Here is an 18,693-nt window from a genome sequence, read left to right as displayed (position 1 = left end):
CCAGGTACGGGTGGGTGCGGCAAGGGTCAGTGGCCGTTTTCGGGGGAGTCGGAGTCGCGGGCGGCGTTCTCTCCGCGGTCCAGCCTCGCCAGGGCGGCCATTTCCTCGGCAGTCAGGGAGAAATCGAACACCGAGATGTTCTCGACCAGCCATGCGGGTTTGGCGGCCTGCGGGATCGGGACGATTCCTTGCTGGACGTGCCAGCGGAGCAGAACCTGCGCCGGACTCTTTGCTGTCCGTTGCGCGATCTGCACCACGATGGGGTGGTCACGCAGTCCCGATTCGCGACCAATAGGGCTCCAGGCCTCGGTAATGATGCCCAGGTCCTGGTGCACTGCCCGCGGGGGTAGCCGTGCGAGATCGGGGCTGAGCTGGATCTGGTTCACGTCAGGAACCACGCCGGTCGCGGCAATGACCTTCTCCAAATGGTCCGGCTTGAAATTGGAGACACCGATCGCTTTGACACGGCCTTCGTCCAAGAGCTTGACGAGGCCTCTCCATGCCTCGGTGTACTGGTCCAAGGCCGGCACGGGCCAGTGGCACATGAACATGTCCAGGTAGTCCAGGCCCAAGGCTTGGAGACTGCGGTCGTAGGCCCTCTGCACACCGTCGACGCTGTGGGACTCCTTGTTGAACTTGCTGGAGACGAACAGCTCTTCACGCGCAACGCCGGCAGTGCGGACACCGCGTCCCACCGCGTCTTCATTGCGGTACTGGAACGCGGTGTCGACGAGCCGGTAGCCGCTTTGAATGGCGTAGCGGACGGCCGTCTCGCACTCTTCCCCCACCAGTGGCCAGGTGCCCAGGCCCAGATGCGGAATGCTATGCCCGTGCCGCAGTCGGAGCCTCGGGACCGTTGCGGGGTCATCGCTCGGATGGGTTTTCGTCGTCATGGACAGCCTCTCGTCGAAACGTCTTGCTTTCTTGTCACCGGAGGCAAATAGCGCGAGCCTCGGGGTCTGTGTCGGTCAGTCGACATCTTTGTTGGATCTCCAGGTGGTTGCAGCTGGGGTGATGATGAGCAGGCCCGCGGCCAGCAGGCCCGCGGCCAGCAGGGCCGCGGTCACCGGAACGAGGGTGACCAGCCCGGCCATGCCCAGCGGTGAGAGGAAGAGCGCCGTGGCGCGGAAAGTGCCCGTCAATGCGAGGGCGTCTCCGCGTTCTTCTGGGTGCACCTTCTCCGCTGCGATGGCCGGACCGACGGTCTGCAGGACCCCGGCACCGATGCCGGAGATGGCCAGGGCAATGGCCACCGGGGCGGTCAGACCGGCGAACGGTCCCACTGCGGCCAGTCCCAGCCCTGTAGCTATCATCCCGATGACCAGAGACGCCCTGACGCCCCGGCGCCGGACCCACCCGCTGGCGGTACTACCGACGAGAACGGTGGCGTTGGCGATGGAGAGCAGGATACCGATGACTGCAGCCGGTTGGCCTGCCAGGGACAGGGCCAAAGGGACGTAGGAGTCCAGAAGGCTTTTCCAAACCCCTGCGCCCGTGTTCATCCAGCAGGCAGCGTTGACACCGGGTCGTCGCCACAGACGGACATCCCTGCCAGTGGGTGAAGAAGGCCTGGCCGCGAACGGGGGAAACCTGATCAACAAGGCCGCGGGGACGACGGCGACGGAACCTGCGACGATCCCCATCATGAGTGGCAGTTGCACCGAGGCCTCCCAGAGGTATCCGGCCACCGTGGGGCCGAGAAGCGCACCGATCCCCGCCGCCAGATTGACGTCCCGGAGGCCACTGACCGGTGCGGCGGATGTACGAACGGCGTGGGTCTGGCTGCTGGTCCAGAAGAACGCCCGGGCTATTCCCTGGACCAACTGGGACGCGACAAAAAACACGACCGCGGGAGAAATCGCGAGCAGTGCGCACGAGATCGCGATCATCAGCCCGGATCCCACGAGGAAGGACCTGTCCGGAATCCGACGCATCAACGCGCCCATGTACAGGCGGGTGATCAGCTGTGCGATGGCAGCCACGGCGACCAGCAGCCCGATCTCACTGGGGGTGTAGCCCGCATGCACACCCAAAAGAGGGACGACAACGGACAAAGTGCCCAGCGCGAAGCTGAACAAGATGATGGCCAGCGCGCTCAAGGCCCTGTCATAGTTGACGGAGTCCATGTGCTTTCCCGTGGTGGTAACTCTTTCGCATCGACGTCCTCAAGGATCCGCTGATGCGCTGGCCGATGAGCTTTCGTCACCGGTGTCCGTATTCGGCGTCTCTACTGGTGGACATGCTGGAGGTAGGCGCTGGCGTCCTCCAGGCTCACGACGTCACCGTACTTGTTGTCGATGTCGAAGAGGCTTGCCAGGTGTGGCAGCTCTGCTCTGTCTCCCACGCCCTCTTCCACAACGACTGTGTGGAATCCGTAGGAGCACGCGTCCACAGCGGTGGCGCGGATGCATCCGCTGGTCGTGCATCCGAGGAGGATCACCGTGTCCACGCCCCGGGAGATCAGACGAGCTGCCAGATCGGTACCGAAGAAACAGGACGCGTACTTTTTGACCAGCAGCATCTCGTTCTCGCGACGACCCAGTCGCTCATCCAGCTCCACCCACTCGTTTCCCTCCATCAGCCAGCTGTTGGAAGGGATCTTGCGGATCCACTTGCCGGCCTCCTGAAGGTCCGCATCGTAGGCGACCGTCGAGAAGATCACGGGCACGTCGGCATCGCGTGCGTCTGCAAGCAGTTGTTGGGTGGCCTGCAACTGAGAGTCGAGTTCGCCGGCCAGGGGGGATCTGGTGTCGGTGAACCCCCGGATCAGGTCGATGACCAGCAGCGCTGGCCGCTGCCCGAAGCCGGTCCGGCCGCCCAAACCTTTGGCTCGGAAATCTGCTCGAAGACGTTCGTATTCTTCAACGGCATTGCTGATAGACATTGTTGTCTCTTCTCTTCTCTGCTTTGTTCCTCCGCCGAAGAAGTACGGGGTGACGCACTGGTCCTCACGCCTGCTGGCGGATCATCTGAAGATCGGTAACGCCACCGTGGCCAGGGCGTGGCGCAAGTTCGGCGTGCAGCCTTGGCGGGCCGGAACGTTCAAGTTCTCCACCGATCCCGAACTGGTCGCGAAGGTCACCGACGTGGTGGGGTTGTACTTGGCGCCACCGGACAACGCGATCGTGTTGTGTGTTGACGAGAAGAGTCAGATCCAGGCGCTGGATAGGACCGCGCCGATGCTGCCGATGCGCACCGGCAGCATCGAAAGGCACACCCACGATTACAAGCGGCACGGCACGACGACTCTGTTCGCCGCGTTGGACATTGCGACCGGGCACGTCACCGGCGCGGTCAAGCCGAAGCATCGCCATCAGGAGTTCCTGGCGTTCCTGCGTCAGCTCGACCGCGCCTACCCGGAGGTGGACCTGCACCTGGTGATGGACAACTACGCCACCCACAAAACCCCGGCGGTGAAGGTGTGGCTGGCACAGCATCCGCGGTTCCACGTGCACTTCACCCCGACGTCCGGGTCCTGGCTCAACCTCGTGGAAGTCTGGTTCGGCATCATCGACCGGCAGGCCATCCGCCGCGGTGTCTTTACATCCGTCAAGGACCTCAATGCCAAGATTCGCCAGTTCATCACGGGCTGGAACGACCGCAAACACCCATTCGTCTGGACCAAAACTCCCGAACAGATCCTCGCGAAAGCCAACCCTAAACCAACTTCAGAAACGCGACACTAGGCCGCAGGACGATCCGCAACATTATTCTTGAAGTGAGCCGCGATATCATCCGACGTAGTAATCCAAACATCGTCCTGTTCGGCGATGAAATCCAGGGCCAGGTCAAGGTACTTCTGACGGAACGGCTGGTTGATGATGAACGGGTGAAGGCCAATGCCCATTACTCGCACATGGTCATCCGCTTCCTTAGACAGCTGCTCATACTGGTCCTTAATCAGCTGGACAAAGCCCTCACCGCTGAGACCGTTTCCGCCGAACAGCATCACATCATTCAAAACGGTCGAGTACGGAACACTGAGCATCGGCTTCTCGCCATTGAGATAGAACGGCTGGTCGTCGGCGCACCAGTCCAGCACATATTCCAGCCCCAGTTCGGCGAGAATCTGAGGTGTCTCAAATGTCTCGGTAAGCGCGGGACCGATCCAACCAGTCGGACGAGTCCCCGTGTGCCGCTCGATTTCGTCCACGACCTCTTCAAGATATTTTCTCTCTACGCTCTTCTCCATCCCGTTCTGGAAGGTCGAATTGTCGCGACCATGAGCCACCCACGACCAGTTGCGCTCGTTTCCGGCCGCGATGACCTGGGGATAAAGCGAACATGCGTCAGAGTTCACAAAGGCGGTCGCCCGCATTCCGTGACGATCGAGCGATTCGATCATCCGCCAGATCCCCACCCGCATTCCATAGTCTCGCCACCCATAGTTGAGGGGGTCCGGGGTCAGCCCAGCTGTTCCGGCAAAAATTGATGTCGACGGCTTGTCGACCGGATAGTGTTCCACCGCGACGCCCGCGTAGAAGGCGACCTTCTTCCCGCCCGGCCACTCGAATCGTGGACGCTCAGTAATGGTGAATAGTCGTAAAGCGAGTTGTGCATTAGATTCCAGCTTCCTCTTCGAAGTTGTTTGTATCAGACATCTGGTCTTTCGAGCACGAAAGACCGACGAAGGGTTCTGCTAAAGCGAGATGAACGCACCAACCGCGGCGTTGAACTTTTCGCGCTGGTCACTGAACACATGATGACCAGCGTTGTTGATGAGATAGAGCGAGCTATCCAGGGTGTTGGCAGCGATCAGATCGAAGAGCCCCTTACCCATCGACACCGGCGCCGATCGATCATTGACTCCCCACACAACCAGCGTCGGCACCGGGATTCCTGCGTCGGCAAGCCGTTCCTGAACCCAGCGCCTGCCCTCGCTGAGGCTAGGCAACCAGTGCTCCTCCGCATTGCGTGCATATCCGGCGACAGCGTCGAGCTGCTTTTCGCTCTCGAGCCACTTTGTGGCGATCCCGATGTAGTCCTCGGGCAGATCTCCCTCATTAACCGCCTGGGCAGCATGATAGTGACGGATCAACTCGGCCGAACCTCCGGGGGCAGTCCTTTCGACTCGCTCGTAGAAGTCCATGTCGGTTCCGACGGGCGGCGCCGGTGCCGCAGTCGCACTGCTGATGATGACCAGCTTCTTTACCATCTCAGGGTACTTCAACGCGAGAAGGACCGCCGTCATGCCGCCGCGCGAGTGACCCACCAGGGTCAGGTTCTTGAGCCCCAACTGAGTTGCAAAGTTCGCAACGTGTTCGGCGACCGCGTCGACAGTCCAGTCTTCGTCATTCAGCGGGAGACCAGTCTCGCCCTGACCGAGTTTGTCGACCGCGAGGACACGGCCGTACTCGCCGAAATCCTCTAGAACGTTGCCCCAGGATTCGATTCCGACCGGTATGAAGAACCCGAAATGCCCCCCATGGATGAGGAGGATCGGATCCTTGTCCTGGCCGTCGTCGAAATAACGCGTCTGAACCCCTCTCACATCGACGGTATGGAACTTCTGGGTGATTGAAGAGCTTGGCACGGATAACGCCTTTCTGTGCACGATAACGATTGAACAATTCATCGCAGTTCGACCCCTACCGACGTGGTAGTTCTGGCCAGTAGAAATCTCTTCTGCGTGTGCCTGAAAGCTACGCGCCTCCGCATCGACTGTCAATAGAAAGGGCCCTTCCGGATTCAGAGTGCATTGATCCGATCCTGAAGCTGTCCGGAGTGGATCAGTGACCGCAAGATGTAGTGCTTGAGGTTGCGGAAGCCCAGGGCGATTCCGCGGAGGTGTTCGAGCCTGCCGTTGATGGCCTCGACGGGGCCGTTGGAGGCACCCACGTCGAAGTAGGCGAGGATCTCGCGGTGCCGCTTCCATAGCGACCGGCCGAGCTGGGCGAGCTCGGGCAGCTCGGTGGGCACCCCGGTCCGGATCGAGCGCAGGAGCTTGTACATCGCGATCTTGCCCTCCCGCTTGCCCGAGGCCTCGTAGGCGGCGATGAGTCGCTGGTAGACGCCGTAGGTGACCTCCACCGCCGCGTGCGCATCGTTGGCGGTGAACGCCTTGAACAAGCGCACTTTCTGTTTGTCGGTCAGCAGCCCTGCCCGGGTGTTGAGCGTCCTGCGGATGCCGTACAGCGGATCGCCGGTGCGGCCCCGGTGCCCGGTGGTGGCCTGCTGGATGCGTTGGCGGCACACGGTGAGCTTGTCGGCGGCAAGATGCACGACGTGGAACGGGTCCATCACCGTGCGTGCTGCGGGCACGGCCTTGGCTGCGGCGGAGTGGTAGCCGGCGAACCCGTCCATCGTGACCACCTTGACTCGGTCTCGAAATGCCTGGTCGCGGGCGTTGAGCCACTCGGTGAGGACCTTCGCCGAACGGCCCGGGACCATCCTTTGGCGCGGCCGAGGAACTTGTGCCCGCCGCCGTCGGGGATGCGTCCGAGCTTCTTGATGTCCACGTGCACCAGATCGCCCGGTGCGGCGTGCTCATAGCGCTGCGGGCGTCGCTTGGTGGCGCGCACCGGGGCGCCGGTGGCCGGGTCGGTGAACGCCAGGCGCACGCACCCGAAGCGGGACAGGATCTTGTGCACCGTCGAGGGGTGCATTCCCAGGTGGTAAGCGATTCGGGCTGGCCCCCACCGGCGCGATACGCGCAGGCCGATCACCCGGCGCTCCCGACGACGCGGGGTGCGGTGGGGGCAGGTGTGCGGCCGGCTGGAGCGGTCAACCATGCCGGCCTTGCCCTGCTCGCGATACCGGCTGGCCCAGCGTCGGGCCGTGGTGACCGAGACACCGAACCGTTCCGCAGCTCGGGCCGGGGGCCAGCCGTCTTCGACGACACACCGGGCCAGGCGCAGTCTTCCCGTGGGCGTCAAGGTCGCGTTAGCGTGGGACACGAAGACCTCCGTTGTGGGTGTGGTTGCTTGGTCGCTTTCACACCTCACACGGAGGTCTTCCTCATTTCATCTCGCCATGCCGACCGGAGACACAACCTCCGTGGTCAGTACATCTAGCCGACTGGGCCAGTGCCCGAGGTGCGGCAGGAAGGCAGGCCGGTATCCTCTTGGGCGTCAACGATATGCCCGCCGCGGCGACCAAATGCTGTACGCGTGGCAGCCCGGGATGCTGGCATCGAGCCCCGGATCGCGAGTCGCCCGGTCTGACAACGTGGTCGTTGACCCGCTCAGCGATCGGCCATTGCGGCTGCCACCCCTCCAACCGAGAGCGCGAGCGGAGAGAACCTGCTGAACGGCGCAGCCGGCCGCTAACGTCGGTGGTAGCACGTTCACGAACCGGGGCACAGGGCGTACCGGCCACCGCCGCCCGACGGGGTTCGTTCTCGACCGCGGTTGCCACCGCGTCCGGCGAAACTCCGTCGGTCACCGGCCGCGCCGCGGCAGCGATGGTTCGTCCACCAGGGGGTCGGAGACGGTGATGGCCCGCATCGGGCAGCTCGCGGCGGCCTCGAGCGCTAAGGCGCGGGTGCGGGGGCCACCGTCAACAGGCTCCAGAACGACGGCGACGCTTCGCTCGTCATCGAGGTCGAAGAGCTCGGGCGCGGTCACAACGCACGAGGCGAAGCCCTCACACCGCTCGAGGTCCACCGTAATGTTCATCATGTTCATCGTCCCTCCGTGGTTAAGTCATGGGCAGTCTGTTCGGCGGCGAAGCGCCGCATCGGATCGATCCTGAGCGCGCCGGCCAGCTGCATGATCAGCAGTGGGTGGGCGCCCCTTTGCTGGAGGGTGACCAGGTCGCCCTCCAGGACGGCCGCAAGATCGGCCAGCCGTACGCCTGCGAGGTCGGCCGCGAGCTGGCCCGACTCTTCCGCAATAGAACGAAACTCCGGATCCCGGACGACCCGGCGGATGACCTGGTCCAGGGGTAAGTTCACGGTTCCTCCTCGGGGGCCAACCGAGCCAGCGCGATCCCGGTCGCCCAGTCCGGGACGGACTCGTATGCCAGGACGACCCCTCTCGGCCCACGGGCCGTCCGCTCAGGCTCCGACACTCCCCAGCCCTCCTGACGGGACGCGGCGGCCATCGCGGTGACCCAGTTGCAGATCTCCGGGGCACCATTGCCGGCCTCAGCGAGGACGTCGGCGGTCTTCATGGCGAGGATCGCGCCGAGGTCCCCTGCGCGCACGTGCTGCAGGAATCGCTCGTCGAAGGCGGAGTTGATCTGGCCCATCTCCGGCGTGCCGACCCAGTGGGAGAGCCCGCCGGTCCCGAGCACGACCACTGTTTCGGCTGCGGGCCGCCGCGTAATGACGTCGCGCAGCAGTTCCCCCAGTTGGGCGCTGCGCCACAGGGGTGGCAGAGGCTCGGTGTTGGCGTTCTGGAACACCGGGACCACCGGGATGTCCATCTCTGGTCGGATCAGGGTCAATGGTGCCATGAACGCATGGTCGATCTTCGGGTTGGCGGAGAACGCGAGGTCGAATCCGGCGGCCACCCCTTCGGAGAGCAGCTGGGCAGCGAAGGCGCCAGCAAGTGGGACCTCGGCGCTGGCCACTCCTCCATCGCCCCAACCGGTGGCTATCTCTCCGATTCCGACGCATATCTGCGGAAAGCTGTCGTAGCTGAAGGATGCTAGGTGCTCGCTGCTGACGACGACGAGCACGTCAGGGGACAGCCGGTCAATTTCCGCACGCACCTGAGCGAAGGCCTGATGGACTGCGGCGTGCACGTCGTTGTCCGGTTGGAGCTTTCGGATCATCATCGCCGTGTGGGACGTCGCGTACGCACCTACCAGCCTGCCCATCAGCGGGCCGCCCGTTGCCGGTTGGTGGCCGGATCCGTGGGGCCGCCGTCGCCGTCGCCGTCGGTGCGCCCACCTCGGCGCCCCGCGGTGACCGAACGCACGAAACCGCCGACGACAGCGTGGAATTCCGCCGGCTTCTCGAACTGCGGCCAGTGACCGGCGTCCTCCATCAGACGGAACGTTGCATCGGGAATGATCCGGCTGGCCGCCTCCCCCACCGTCCACGGCATGGTCGGGTTCTGCCGGGTCCACAGCACGAGCGTCGGGCAGTTGATCGTCGCGAGCCGCTCGGCGGTCAGCAGTTCCTCCGGCCGGGGCCGGGAGGTGAATGCGGCGACCATGTCACCGGCGGTGGCGGCGAAGTCCGGGCTGGCGTAGATCCGGTACCGGGTCTCCACCAGTTCGTCGGTGACCACGGACGGGTCATGGACCAGCCATTCCAGCCGAGTCCGGACCTTCTCCCGGGTCGGGGTGTCCAGAGCCTTGGTGGTAGCCTCCGCGACCTGCCGGCCGACGTTCTCGGTCAGCGTGGCACCGTCGGCGTCCACCTGCAGCCCCGCCCCGGTGACGCTGACGAGCGAGGCGACCCGCTCGGGGTGGTGGACGGCGAGAAACGCCGCGACCCAGCCACCGAGAGACTGCCCGACCAGGTGGGCTCGCGAGGCGCCGATCTCGTCGAGGAAGCCGAGCACGTGCTCGGCGAGCGCGCGGATCGAGTACTCGATCTGCGGCTTGTCGGTGAAGCCATGACCCAGCATGTCAATGGCATGCACGCGGAAGTCCCGGCCGAGGACGGCGACGTTGCGCACCCAGGTCTCGGCGTGCCCGCTCACGCCGTGCAGCAGGACTACCGGCTCACCGGCGCCTGCCTCGATGCTGCGGGTGCGGTAAGAGCTCGCCTGGCGGTACCGGACCTCGGTTCCCAGCAGGTCCACCCAGAACGAGTTCCCCTGGGGCTGGGCCATTCCCCCTTCAGTGCTCGTCACGTTGAAGCTCCTCTCTGTTCGGCCGTGCGGCCGGTGCGGGATGGTCGGTCACTCCGGTCCGAACGGCTCGGAGAGCAATGTCGTGTAGGCCCTCTCGTCGAGCCAGGTGAGGCTCTCCAGCTGCAGCGCGTCAAGGAAGACCTCGCGGCCGGTGCGCAGGCTACGGATGGCCAGGCGAAGGTCGTTGCCGTCTCGGTCGGCGCGTACCCGCACCCGGGCGAACTCGTTGCGGACTACGAGCTCGCCGTCGGCAGAGCCGATGCGCAGCCAAGAACTCGGCTCTGGTGCGCCATCAGCCCCGACGTCCCGACTGCCGTCGAGGTCAGCCGCCTGGGCCTCAGAAGAAGATGGAGATGGCACGGGGCAACACCCGGTGGTCGAGGAGCACGGTCCGTTCGGCGATCTTCCAGCTCTCACCGGAGGTCACGATCCGGTCGCGACGGGAGCCGACGAAGAACTGCTCGGAGTTGGCTCGCCGGGACTGGAAGATGATGAAGTTGCACTCCGCTACCAGGTCGCCGTCCGGCCCGGGGGTGACCAGGACGTTGCTGATGAACCGGCGCGTCCGCGACCGCGGCTGCTCCGCGTGGGCAAGGCCACCGGCCAAGCGCTCCATCCGCTTGGCGAGGAAACGGGCGTCCTCCTCCATGAGCGACCACTCGCCGGGGACGTGGTCCCGGTGCTGCCGCACCTCACGGGTCTCCGTGATCGGCATCCAGTAATGGACATCCTCAGTGAACAGGTCGAGCCACTCGTCGTAGCGTTGCTCGTCGAGCATCTTGGCCTCGCTGTAGAGGAAGTCCTCGACGTCGCGGCGCAGATCGGTGAGGGAATTGGTCATTTCTGCTCTCCCGGGGTGGTCATGAGTTCGAGCCAGTAGCGATAGAAGTTGCGGTGGTTCTGCTCCGAATAGTGGGGCCCCAAATGGCCGGGGTATCCCTCCTCGTGGATCTCGCCCTCGTGCCCCAGGCCCATCGCGTAGTTGAAATCCCGGGTCTGGGAGACCACCCCTCGGGCGGACTCGGTGATTTGCTCGAAGTTCTCGCCATCGTCCTGGCCAAAGATCCCGGCCGCGGCGTTCTCCTGGGACATCTGGGTGCGGGCGAAGTCCTTGACCGACTGCGGCGCGTCGCGGTCGAAGAGCGCCGTCTGCCAGACCTCGATCTCACCCGGTCCCCTCGGGTGCCATTGGAAGAGCCCGAAGACGTGGAAGACGCCGAACTTGATCCATGACAGGTTCGGGAAGATATTGCCCTGACCGAGCCCGTGCATCTCCGCCTGCAGCGGGGAGACCCGGGCCTTGAGCCGCTCGTGCACGGCGTTGACGTACTCGATCGCCTCCGGCCCGAGGAGCTGAGCCATCCCGACGTCGTTCTGATAGGCCCGGCCGGGCTTGCTGATGTCGCCCATCCCGTGGCCGTGGTCGAAGTATGCGATGTAGTCGCCGAGCGTGTCGTAATCGGGGAGGAAGCCGATCTGGAAGGCCGACCCATGTGTGTAGAGCACGTGGTAGTCGTCGCCGGCGAAGTTCTCCGCCGCCAGCTTCCAGTTGGCCTTGATCCGGAACTTCATCGTGGGGCCGATCACCTCGAGCCCGCCGAGCGGCGCCTCGAAGGCCAGGTCCAGATACCAGAGCTGGTCAGCGCCGAGGTAGTCTACCAGCGGGATGGCGTCCTCGTCCCAATTGGCGAAGATGAAGCCCTTGTAGTTCTCCACCCGCGGAACGGCCTTCAGACCTAGGCGCGGCTTGTCCAGCTCGCCATGGTAGACGGTATCTGCGCGCGGTGCACCGATCAGATCGCCGTTGTTGCTGTAGGTCCAGCCGTGGTAGGGGCAGCGGAAGAACTTCGAGGACCCGGCGTCGGTGCTACACACGGCCATGCCCCGGTGGGCGCAGGAGTTGAGCATCACCCGGATCACTCCGTCCGCACCGCGAGTGGCGATCACAGGGTCCTCGCCCATGAAGTTCGTCAGGTAGTCGCCCGGCTCACTCAACTGGGACTCGTGGCCGATGAACAACCACGTCTTGGTGAATACCCGGTCCAATTCCTTGCGGTAGGTTGCCTCGTCGACGAAGACTGTTCTGCTGACGGCACCCTCGTCGGGCTTCACCAGGTCGTGCAGTCTTGCGGCGGCCACGTCAACGGGGCGTTCGCTAATGCTGGTCATGATCGGGTCCTCTCGGGGTCTGACGGGTTGCGTGAGGTGAGATGGGAGGGCGGACCCGAACGGCCCACCTGTAGGCGGATCGTCTGGGCGTCTGCGGTATCACTGAGCGCTGTCATTGCTGGTCCAACTGTTCTGGGCCCCGAGGTTTGCCATGCCCGCGGCGTACAGGGCACCCTGCGCGTCGAAGGGGAGGTGGGCCACGCCGGCCCGCTCGTATGACGGGGTCGCGGCTTCCAGCCGGCTGTAGATCTCCTCCATGTCCGGAGGCAGCTCATGGTCCTGCCAGGCGGCGTAGTCCTCGTAGCCGTGGTCGTAGTTCCACTCCGGCACGTAGTAGAGGCGCCCGGACGTCCCCGCGCTGTCCTGGGCGGCGAGGAAGAGCGAGATCGGCAGCAGGTGCTCGGGAATCGCCGGGCGCATGAAGTAGGCAATGCCCTGCTCGTTGAAGGCCCGGGCGGTGGCGTCGAACCACGACGCTCGGGTGTGCCCCGGCATGATCGCGTTAACCGCGACCCCGTCGCCGCGCACTTCCTCGGCGAGGTAGAAGGTCAGCGCCATCACGGCGGCCTTGGTGGCCTGGTAAGGCATCTCGACCGTCCACGGGCGCAGCCCGTGGTAGCCGCCGCCGGCGGCGACGGCCAGGACGCCACTGCTGACGACGTTGACGATGCTGCCCCGCTGCTGGGCCCGCATCGGCTCGATGAACCGGCGGATGGCCTTCAGCGTGCCGAACACGTTGACGCCGAACATCACCTCCCAGTCGCGGTCGGTCGTGTCAAGGGTGTTCCGGTGGCCTGTGGGCGGGAAGAGGGTTTCGGAGACCAGAGACGCGTTGTTCACTAGGACGTCGACGGTCCCGAACCTGTCGATTACAGCGTCTCGGGCGGCGTCGAGGGCGTCGTCGTCGGTGATGTCCATGTCGACGGCCATGCCGCTGCCGTCCGACTCCAGCTGCTTGCGGAAGTCGTCAGCGTCGTCCCACGTCAGGTCCGCTGCAACGACCTTGGCGCCGGCGCGCAACAGTCCCTCGCAGAGGGAACGGCCGATGCCGCGGGCTCCACCGGTGACAACGATGACTCGACCCGCCGCCTCGCCCTGCCACTCACCGAGTGCCCGCTCGACCAGCTGACGCTGCCGCGCAGTGGCCACGGTTTCTCCACCAGACTCCGACATCCAATTCTCCTCAAGTTAGGACGGCTTTCTGCATTGCAGTACACATAAAAGAGTATGACCTTCATCACAGGCTGTCTATGGGCTATTTTGGTATCGAGCTATTCACTGGTGAAACTAGGAGCCGTGCGTGGAGCTGCGTCAACTCAGGTATCTCGTTGCGGTGGCCCGCGAGGGGTCGTTCCTCCGCGCCGCCGCCACCCTCGATGTGCCGCAGCCCTCGCTGTGGCGTTCGATCAAGGCGCTGGAGGCGGAGCTGGGCATCGCCCTCTTCGAGAGGTCCGGCCGCGGAGTACAGCTCACCGGTGCCGGGAATCAATTGCTGCCCCGCGCCCATTACCTGCTGAATCGAGCGGAGTCGGTCTCCCAGTTTGCCCACGAACTCGCTCGCGGTCGAGCGGGCGTCGTCACGGTGGCCTGCGCATATCCGCACGTGTCACGGTTCCTCGCGCCCCTGATCGGCACCTTCCGGTCGGCGCATCCCGCTATCCACGTCGCCGTCCACGAGTACTCGGGCCTGCCCGCGATCGAACAGGTGCTTAACGGGGACGTCGATCTCGTGACGGGCCTCGGGCAGGCCGACCAGCGTCTTGCGGGCCACCAGCTCGGCGACGTGCGGCTGGCGGTGGTGACCTCCGACGACCACCCGTGGCGGGGCCGGAGCCACGTCTTGGTCGCTGAATTGCGTGGCCAGCCGGTGCTCACCGGGCACGCCGATAGCCTCACCCGGCGCCTGCTGGAGCCGGCGCTGCGGGCAGGGGGCTTCGGGCTCGACATCACGTCGGAGAGCGTCAACGCCACCACCATCGTTGCGCTCGCCCGGGCAGGGCTGGGCGTGGCCGTCATCGCCGACGACAACCTCAGTGCCGACGACTCGGCCAGATGGCCAGTGCTGGTCGACGAGCACACCCCGATGAGCGCCCCGCTGTGGATCTACTGGTCACGCGAAGGAGGCATCGCCCCGGCGGTACGGTCCTTCGTGCGCCACGTCCAGGGGACCGGCAACCGGCTGGACCGGGACGGCGGGCAGCCCAGTCCAGCCTGAGGCCCAGCCGACTTCGGCCTGACCACGCCGATCAGAGCAGGAGATGGTCGATCTCCTCCGCCGCAGCTACCAGCCGAGTGAGGATGTCCTGCTCGGTCGCCGAGCTCATGCGACTGAGCGGCAGCGAGGCCTTGACAGCCAACCGCGGAGAGCGGGTCGAGGCCAGTGCGACGGCGAGGGAGGCGACATCCTCCTCGCTCTCCTCCTTGCTCGACGCGAACCCCCGGGAACGGATCGTGCGCACCGCGTCGAGAAGTTCGGTCCGGGTGCCTAGCGAATGGGCTTTACCGCCTGGTGGACGCCGCCTACGAGAAACGTGCCATCGCGATCAGCTCGAACCTGCACCCGGCCGGTTTCGACGAACTCATGCCCAAGACCATCGCCACCGCGACAGTGGATCGGCTACTGCACCGCGCCCACGTCTGCCAGACCAGCGGCGACTCCGTCCGCCTCTCCGAAGCACTCGCAGGCCAGGGAGTGAAGCCCTTGTCCTGACAACCCGAAAACCCGAGATGGCCAACTTCTGGGCAGATCCCATTGAAGTGCCCCGGGTAATCGATGTCTCCATCAAACCCGGGGCACTTCAGCGGTCAGGTCGTCGGTGAGGCAGCATCGTGCGCACAGTCCTCGGCGGTGGGGTTCGTCCTGGTCTCCGCAGCGGGTGCAGGTCAGTCGGGGGTCGTCGATTCCGGCACAGTCAGTGCAGATGGGCTGGTCGTTGGCGAGGCCAGGCAGCAGTCGATCCGGGCGTTGGCAGCGGGGGCAGGTGCCGCGTCGGCGGGTGGCCTGTTGGTAGCAGCGGCGGCAGACGAAGCCCTCGGGCCAGCGCACTCCGCGATGCTGCTGCTCGTCGTTGCACCGTGTGCAGTGGTACTTCGATGTGTCAGCCATGTGTCCGCCGCCTGCCTGGGGGTCTACGCCGTCGGTCCGGGTCGGTGGATGTGTGCCCGCTTCGGTCGCAGTGGCACGTCGGTTGCGGGGGAGGCGTCGGTGGCTGTGGCGGTGCGTCTGGAGGGGGAGGTGTCGACGTGGAAGACGCAGAGGTCTTCGACGGTGCAGTCCAGGACGTGGCACAGCGCTCCGAGTAGGGCCAGGGGCAGTCGCTCAGGGGTGCGTCCCAGGAGGCGGTAGAGCTGGGAGGCGGAGAGTTCGATTCCCACGTCGTGCAATGGCGTGATCAGGTCGGACAGGGTGTGCATATCTCGGTCGGTCATGACCTGGCGTAGTCGCCACTGGTAGGCGATCCGGTGTTTCATTGCTGGTCGGTCCTTTCGGGCAGGCGTTTGGCCGCGGCGCGAAGTGCGGCGGCCACGACACGGCTGCGGTAGTCGGGGGAGACGAAGGTGTAGAGCGAGGTGGTTGAGGCGTACTTGTGTCCGACTTGTTCCTGGATGAAGCGGGTGTCGTATCCGGACTCGACCAGCAGCGTGACGTAGCTGCGGCGCAGGGAGTGAAAATCCAGTCCGGGATCGGTCAGGCCGGCGGTGTCGCAGAGGTCGGCGAAGCTATGGGACAACGCGCCGTTCGAGATGCGCTCGGATCGCTCGGTCGGGAACAATGCGGTCCCGACCGGGTGGTCAAAGGTGGTGCGGCCCTGGTCGATCCATCGTTTGAGGCAGTCGATCGCCCAGGCGGTCTCCGGGACCGTCAGGACGCCACGCCGCTTGGCCGCAGATCCCTTGCCGGGTTTGCCGTGGCGGACGTAGCAGAACCCGAACTGGCCGAACTGTGGTGCTCGAGGGTTCGGTCCGAAGTCTGTCAGATCCAGCATGCGGACTTCGTTGCGACGCAGGCCCCACGCGTAGGCGACCTTGATGATCGTCGCGGTCCGCAGGGCCACCATCGCGCCCTTCGAGCCAGCCTCGAAACGGTGGTTGACCTGATCGTCCGCGAAATCGCAAAGGTCCTGCAGTTCATCGGTGGTGTAGGCCCGTTTGAGTGGATTGTCGGGGCCCTCGTAGGTGTGGCGGGCCGAGTTGGCCTCGGTGATGATCTGTATCGGATGCGTGTCGAATCGGTCCTGGCATTGCTGGGTCCACTCGTAGGCCGGATCGAGCAGGTAGTCCATGAAATGCCGCAGTGCACCCTGGTAGCTCAGCACCGTGCCCAGGGCCAGGCCGTGGACCCCGCGCAGTTCGGTGAACCAGTCATCGACCATCGGGGCGTCCAGTGCCAGGGGCCGGCGACACCGCAGAAGTCCTGGAACCGCCGGATCGTGGCGACCTGGGCCGCGATCGTGCCAACGGACAGGTTCCGGGCCATCTGCTGGTGCGACCACCCGGTGACCATCGCCTCGAACACCGCGGCTTCCGGCCGCAGGACAGCGATGCCGTCGGCCAATTGCAGCCGCGCCGACCCCGGCGGAGGATCCTGATCTGCCATCTCGCACCACCCAAACATGGTTCGCGATATATGCGAAAGTATCGCACTTTGCGCGAATCAACACAAGAGGTCGCAGGTAGCGGCATTGCCAGTCAGTCCGCGGAGGTTGGGCCACTGCACTCAGAGGCGGCCCCGGGAAGCGGTCCGTCACGTGACGACGTGCAGGTCAGTCGGGGTGCCGGACAGGGCGGGCGAGAGAATGTCCGGGAGGTGTCGAGTTCGCAGAACTTACAACTCAGCACCCGCTACTTGTCATAACGTCTGGTTACCGGTGCTCGATGTGGGTGGCAAGGCGACACGAGTTTTCGGACACTGCTGCCCTGCGGAAACGACTGGTTCTGTGAGTGTCGCGAAATCGATCGCTAGCTAGCGGACGCGCTCGGACGGGGGTTTGACTACCTTGAGCCACCGTCGTGAGGTGGGGTCGTCACGTCCCACGCTGACTTGCGGATACGAGATGAAGGTCGCTTCGTCGATGTAGGGCGGGACCGTGGCTCTTTCTGGTGACGTCCTGCCGTGTGTCAGTTGAAGCCTCCGGACGGTGTCGTGGCCTGCTCTCTTTGCCACATGACGATGGTCAGTTCGGCGTAGAGGACGGTGTGGTCGTCCTGATCGGTCAGCCGCATCTCCATCTTCACTCGCCCGCGTGTTCCGTCGAGAGTGACCTCGGCAATCCGGACGGTTCCGGTGAGAACGTTCCCGGGTCGGACGGGCACCGGGAACCGGACCCGGTCGAATCCGAGCCCGGCGATCACTGCCCATTGGTTGAGCACTGTTTGTGTGAGCAGCCGTTGAGCGATGGCGATGGTGTGTACCCCGCTGGCGATGAGTCCGCGGAAGTGTCCCTGATCGGCCGCTTCCTCATCGATGTGAAACCACTGTGCGTCCCAGCGTGTGGCGAAATCCACCAGTTCGGCCTTGGAGACGGTGTGATCGCCCAGTTCGAGGATCTGGCCCGGGGTGAAGTCTTCGGCGTAGACGGACGGACTTGGGGGAGTGGCGTTCACAGCGACCTGGCTACGAGCAGCTTCATGATCTCGTTGGTGCCGCCGTAGATCCGCTGCACGCGGGAGGCGGTGTACATCTGGGCGATGGGGTACTCCATCATGTAGCCGTAGCCACCGAACAGCTGTAGGCACTTGTCCACCACGCGGCACTGCATGTCGGTGGCCCACAGCTTGATCATCGAGGCGCCGGCGGCGTCGAGGGTGCCGTCGATCTGGCGGCGGATGCCGTCGTCGATCAGCGCCTTGCCGGCGTAGACGTCGGCCTTGCACTCGGCTAGTACGAACTGGGTGTTCTGGAAGTCCAGGAGTTTCTTGCCGAACGCATCGCGCTCTTTGACGTACCGGATGGTCTCGATCACCGCGGCCTCGGCCACTGCCACGCCGGCGACTCCGATGATGAGTCGCTCCCGCGGCAACTGGGTCATGAGTTCGGCGAAGCCGGAGCCCTCCTCGCCAAGGATGTTCTCCACCGGTACCCGCATGTCGTCAAAGAAGAGTTCGCGGGTGTCCCATCCGTGCATGCCGATCTTCTCGAGGACGGCGCCGCGGGAGAAGCCCGCGACGTTATTGTCGACCTCGGCGACTAGTAGGGAGATGCCCTTGCCGCCGGCCGCTGGATCGGTCTTGGCCACGATGACAACCAAGTCGCAGTGGGTGCCGTTGGAGATGAAGGTCTTGGCGCCGTTGACCACGTAGTGGTCGCCGTCGCGGATCGCTGTGGTCTTGACGTTCTGCAGGTCTGAGCCGGTACCAGGCTCGGTCATGGCGACGGCCACCACTTTCTCGCCGGAGGCGAGCCCGGGTAGCCAGCGGCGCTTTTGCTCCTCGGTCCCGTAGGCGTTGATGTAGTGGCTGACGATCGTGGAGTGCACGGTGAAGCCGAACGCGCTGTCGTGCGCGTACGCCAGTTCCTGGGCCACTACAGCCTCGTGGCCGAAGTCGCCTCCCCCGCCGCCGTCCTTTTCGGCGATGTCGGTGAGCAGTAGGCCTGCCGCTCCGGCTCTGTTCCAGAGTTCGCGGTCGACGTGGCCCTGCCGGGCCCAGTCCGCCTGGCGGGGGGTGACTTCTCTGGCGAAGAAGGCGCGGGCGTGGTCCCGTAGCAACTCGTGGGACTCGGTTTGCCAGGTGGGGCGGTGGTCGGGGAACAGGGTGGTGGTCATGATCTTGTCCT

Annotated in this window: 19 protein-coding genes and 5 pseudogenes; 3 read left to right on the top strand and 21 right to left on the bottom strand. The window is 64.8% G+C overall.

Annotated features, from left to right (window positions below; all coding sequences use genetic code 11):
* Positions 1-26: 26 nt before the first annotated feature.
* The 3 genes from AC3B5T_RS20410 to AC3B5T_RS20400 all read right to left on the bottom strand — a co-directional run bounded on the left by AC3B5T_RS20410 (position 27) and on the right by AC3B5T_RS20400 (position 2,884).
* Positions 27-893, bottom strand: coding sequence for an aldo/keto reductase (locus AC3B5T_RS20410; protein WP_006897059.1), 867 nt, complete (start codon positions 891-893; stop codon positions 27-29).
* Positions 894-968: 75 nt separating this feature from the next.
* On the bottom strand, positions 969-2,126 hold the full coding sequence (locus AC3B5T_RS20405; RefSeq protein WP_182374543.1) for an MFS transporter: 1,158 nt from the start codon (positions 2,124-2,126) through the stop codon (positions 969-971).
* Positions 2,127-2,227: 101 nt separating this feature from the next.
* A complete protein-coding gene (locus AC3B5T_RS20400) occupies positions 2,228-2,884 on the bottom strand; it encodes an N-carbamoylsarcosine amidohydrolase (RefSeq protein ID WP_055476446.1) in 657 nt (218 codons plus the stop codon).
* A 28-nt stretch (positions 2,885-2,912) separates the two neighbouring features.
* Between AC3B5T_RS20400 and AC3B5T_RS20395 the strand changes: the two are divergent.
* Positions 2,913-3,686: pseudogene (locus AC3B5T_RS20395) on the top strand (IS630 family transposase); the annotation flags it as partial.
* Here the strand turns inward: AC3B5T_RS20395 and AC3B5T_RS20390 are convergent.
* From AC3B5T_RS20390 to AC3B5T_RS20335, 12 genes and pseudogenes are all read right to left on the bottom strand, one after another.
* Positions 3,683-4,465 (bottom strand): polysaccharide deacetylase family protein, encoded by a 783-nt coding sequence (locus AC3B5T_RS20390; RefSeq protein ID WP_231632758.1) that lies wholly within the window; start codon positions 4,463-4,465, stop codon positions 3,683-3,685. The pseudogene AC3B5T_RS20395 and the gene AC3B5T_RS20390 overlap by 4 nt on opposite strands.
* Before the next feature lie 174 nt (positions 4,466-4,639).
* Positions 4,640-5,554, bottom strand: coding sequence for an alpha/beta fold hydrolase (locus tag AC3B5T_RS20385; RefSeq protein ID WP_231632759.1), 915 nt, complete (start codon positions 5,552-5,554; stop codon positions 4,640-4,642).
* A gap of 134 nt (positions 5,555-5,688) precedes the next feature.
* Positions 5,689-6,390: pseudogene (locus AC3B5T_RS20380) on the bottom strand (ISL3 family transposase); the annotation flags it as partial.
* Positions 6,390-6,896, bottom strand: a pseudogene (locus AC3B5T_RS20375) (helix-turn-helix domain-containing protein); the annotation flags it as partial. The pseudogenes AC3B5T_RS20380 and AC3B5T_RS20375, both read right to left, overlap by 1 nt.
* A 483-nt stretch (positions 6,897-7,379) precedes the next feature.
* Complete coding sequence (locus tag AC3B5T_RS20370; protein ID WP_006897064.1) at positions 7,380-7,625, bottom strand: ferredoxin; 246 nt, start codon at positions 7,623-7,625, stop codon at positions 7,380-7,382.
* Positions 7,622-7,894: a hypothetical protein gene (locus tag AC3B5T_RS20365; protein WP_006897065.1), complete on the bottom strand. Its 273-nt coding sequence runs from the start codon at positions 7,892-7,894 to the stop codon at positions 7,622-7,624. The genes AC3B5T_RS20370 and AC3B5T_RS20365 overlap by 4 nt, the downstream gene beginning before the upstream one ends.
* Entirely contained in the window at positions 7,891-8,763 is an 873-nt protein-coding gene (locus AC3B5T_RS20360) for a DODA-type extradiol aromatic ring-opening family dioxygenase (RefSeq protein WP_006897066.1), read from the bottom strand. The genes AC3B5T_RS20365 and AC3B5T_RS20360 overlap by 4 nt, the downstream gene beginning before the upstream one ends.
* On the bottom strand, positions 8,763-9,749 hold the full coding sequence (locus AC3B5T_RS20355) for an alpha/beta fold hydrolase (RefSeq protein WP_137809379.1): 987 nt from the start codon (positions 9,747-9,749) through the stop codon (positions 8,763-8,765). The genes AC3B5T_RS20360 and AC3B5T_RS20355 overlap by 1 nt, the downstream gene beginning before the upstream one ends.
* A 48-nt stretch (positions 9,750-9,797) precedes the next feature.
* Positions 9,798-10,109, bottom strand: a complete 312-nt coding sequence (locus tag AC3B5T_RS20350) for a hypothetical protein (RefSeq protein WP_006897068.1) — start codon at positions 10,107-10,109, stop codon at positions 9,798-9,800.
* Positions 10,087-10,590: an aromatic-ring-hydroxylating dioxygenase subunit beta gene (locus AC3B5T_RS20345; RefSeq protein WP_006897069.1), complete on the bottom strand. Its 504-nt coding sequence runs from the start codon at positions 10,588-10,590 to the stop codon at positions 10,087-10,089. The genes AC3B5T_RS20350 and AC3B5T_RS20345 overlap by 23 nt, the downstream gene beginning before the upstream one ends.
* The gene (locus AC3B5T_RS20340) at positions 10,587-11,918 is read right to left on the bottom strand and encodes an aromatic ring-hydroxylating dioxygenase subunit alpha (protein WP_006897070.1); all 1,332 of its coding nucleotides are present in this window, start codon (positions 11,916-11,918) and stop codon (positions 10,587-10,589) included. The genes AC3B5T_RS20345 and AC3B5T_RS20340 overlap by 4 nt, the downstream gene beginning before the upstream one ends.
* A gap of 99 nt (positions 11,919-12,017) precedes the next feature.
* Positions 12,018-13,067, bottom strand: a complete 1,050-nt coding sequence (locus AC3B5T_RS20335) for an SDR family NAD(P)-dependent oxidoreductase (RefSeq protein ID WP_020674403.1) — start codon at positions 13,065-13,067, stop codon at positions 12,018-12,020.
* Positions 13,068-13,218: 151 nt separating this feature from the next.
* Between AC3B5T_RS20335 and AC3B5T_RS20330 the strand changes: the two genes are divergently transcribed.
* On the top strand, positions 13,219-14,133 hold the full coding sequence (locus AC3B5T_RS20330) for a LysR family transcriptional regulator (RefSeq protein ID WP_006897072.1): 915 nt from the start codon (positions 13,219-13,221) through the stop codon (positions 14,131-14,133).
* A 31-nt stretch (positions 14,134-14,164) separates the two neighbouring features.
* Here the strand turns inward: AC3B5T_RS20330 and AC3B5T_RS20325 are convergent.
* Positions 14,165-14,389, bottom strand: a pseudogene (locus AC3B5T_RS20325) (IclR family transcriptional regulator domain-containing protein); the annotation flags it as partial.
* Between the two features lie 17 nt (positions 14,390-14,406).
* On the opposite strand from AC3B5T_RS20325, the pseudogene AC3B5T_RS20320 reads away from it, so the two are divergent.
* Positions 14,407-14,628, top strand: a pseudogene (locus AC3B5T_RS20320) (ATP-binding protein); the annotation flags it as partial.
* A 419-nt stretch (positions 14,629-15,047) separates the two neighbouring features.
* Here AC3B5T_RS20320 and AC3B5T_RS20315 read toward each other — a convergent pair.
* The 5 genes from AC3B5T_RS20315 to AC3B5T_RS20295 all read right to left on the bottom strand — a co-directional run bounded on the left by AC3B5T_RS20315 (position 15,048) and on the right by AC3B5T_RS20295 (position 18,682).
* On the bottom strand, positions 15,048-15,389 hold the full coding sequence (locus tag AC3B5T_RS20315) for a helix-turn-helix domain-containing protein (protein WP_006897076.1): 342 nt from the start codon (positions 15,387-15,389) through the stop codon (positions 15,048-15,050).
* Positions 15,386-16,291: a tyrosine-type recombinase/integrase gene (locus tag AC3B5T_RS20310; RefSeq protein WP_006897077.1), complete on the bottom strand. Its 906-nt coding sequence runs from the start codon at positions 16,289-16,291 to the stop codon at positions 15,386-15,388. The genes AC3B5T_RS20315 and AC3B5T_RS20310 overlap by 4 nt, the downstream gene beginning before the upstream one ends.
* A complete protein-coding gene (locus AC3B5T_RS20305; protein ID WP_006897078.1) occupies positions 16,228-16,515 on the bottom strand; it encodes a hypothetical protein in 288 nt (95 codons plus the stop codon). The genes AC3B5T_RS20310 and AC3B5T_RS20305 overlap by 64 nt, the downstream gene beginning before the upstream one ends.
* 521 nt (positions 16,516-17,036) lie before the next feature.
* Positions 17,037-17,522, bottom strand: a complete 486-nt coding sequence (locus tag AC3B5T_RS20300) for a MaoC/PaaZ C-terminal domain-containing protein (RefSeq protein ID WP_055476448.1) — start codon at positions 17,520-17,522, stop codon at positions 17,037-17,039.
* On the bottom strand, positions 17,519-18,682 hold the full coding sequence (locus AC3B5T_RS20295; RefSeq protein ID WP_008382198.1) for an acyl-CoA dehydrogenase family protein: 1,164 nt from the start codon (positions 18,680-18,682) through the stop codon (positions 17,519-17,521). The genes AC3B5T_RS20300 and AC3B5T_RS20295 overlap by 4 nt, the downstream gene beginning before the upstream one ends.
* Between the last annotated feature and the right edge of the window lie 11 nt (positions 18,683-18,693).

Source organism: Gordonia sp. G4, from assembly GCF_057770005.1.
This window is presented reverse-complemented; position numbering and strand designations above follow the sequence as displayed.

What these genes read in the sequence shown, in the direction of transcription:
- AC3B5T_RS20410 (WP_006897059.1), bottom strand. Translation starts at nt 893, where the DNA reads ATGACGACGAAAACCCATCCGAGCGATGACCCCGCAACGGTCCCGAGG.
- AC3B5T_RS20405 (WP_182374543.1), bottom strand. Translation starts at nt 2,126, where the DNA reads ATGGACTCCGTCAACTATGACAGGGCCTTGAGCGCGCTGGCCATCATC.
- AC3B5T_RS20400 (WP_055476446.1), bottom strand. Translation starts at nt 2,884, where the DNA reads ATGTCTATCAGCAATGCCGTTGAAGAATACGAACGTCTTCGAGCAGAT.
- AC3B5T_RS20370 (WP_006897064.1), bottom strand. Translation starts at nt 7,625, where the DNA reads ATGAACATGATGAACATTACGGTGGACCTCGAGCGGTGTGAGGGCTTC.
- AC3B5T_RS20360 (WP_006897066.1), bottom strand. Translation starts at nt 8,763, where the DNA reads ATGGGCAGGCTGGTAGGTGCGTACGCGACGTCCCACACGGCGATGATG.
- AC3B5T_RS20345 (WP_006897069.1), bottom strand. Translation starts at nt 10,590, where the DNA reads ATGACCAATTCCCTCACCGATCTGCGCCGCGACGTCGAGGACTTCCTC.
- AC3B5T_RS20340 (WP_006897070.1), bottom strand. Translation starts at nt 11,918, where the DNA reads ATGACCAGCATTAGCGAACGCCCCGTTGACGTGGCCGCCGCAAGACTG.
- AC3B5T_RS20315 (WP_006897076.1), bottom strand. Translation starts at nt 15,389, where the DNA reads ATGAAACACCGGATCGCCTACCAGTGGCGACTACGCCAGGTCATGACC.
- AC3B5T_RS20310 (WP_006897077.1), bottom strand. Translation starts at nt 16,291, where the DNA reads ATGGTCGATGACTGGTTCACCGAACTGCGCGGGGTCCACGGCCTGGCC.
- AC3B5T_RS20305 (WP_006897078.1), bottom strand. Translation starts at nt 16,515, where the DNA reads ATGGCAGATCAGGATCCTCCGCCGGGGTCGGCGCGGCTGCAATTGGCC.
- AC3B5T_RS20295 (WP_008382198.1), bottom strand. Translation starts at nt 18,682, where the DNA reads ATGACCACCACCCTGTTCCCCGACCACCGCCCCACCTGGCAAACCGAG.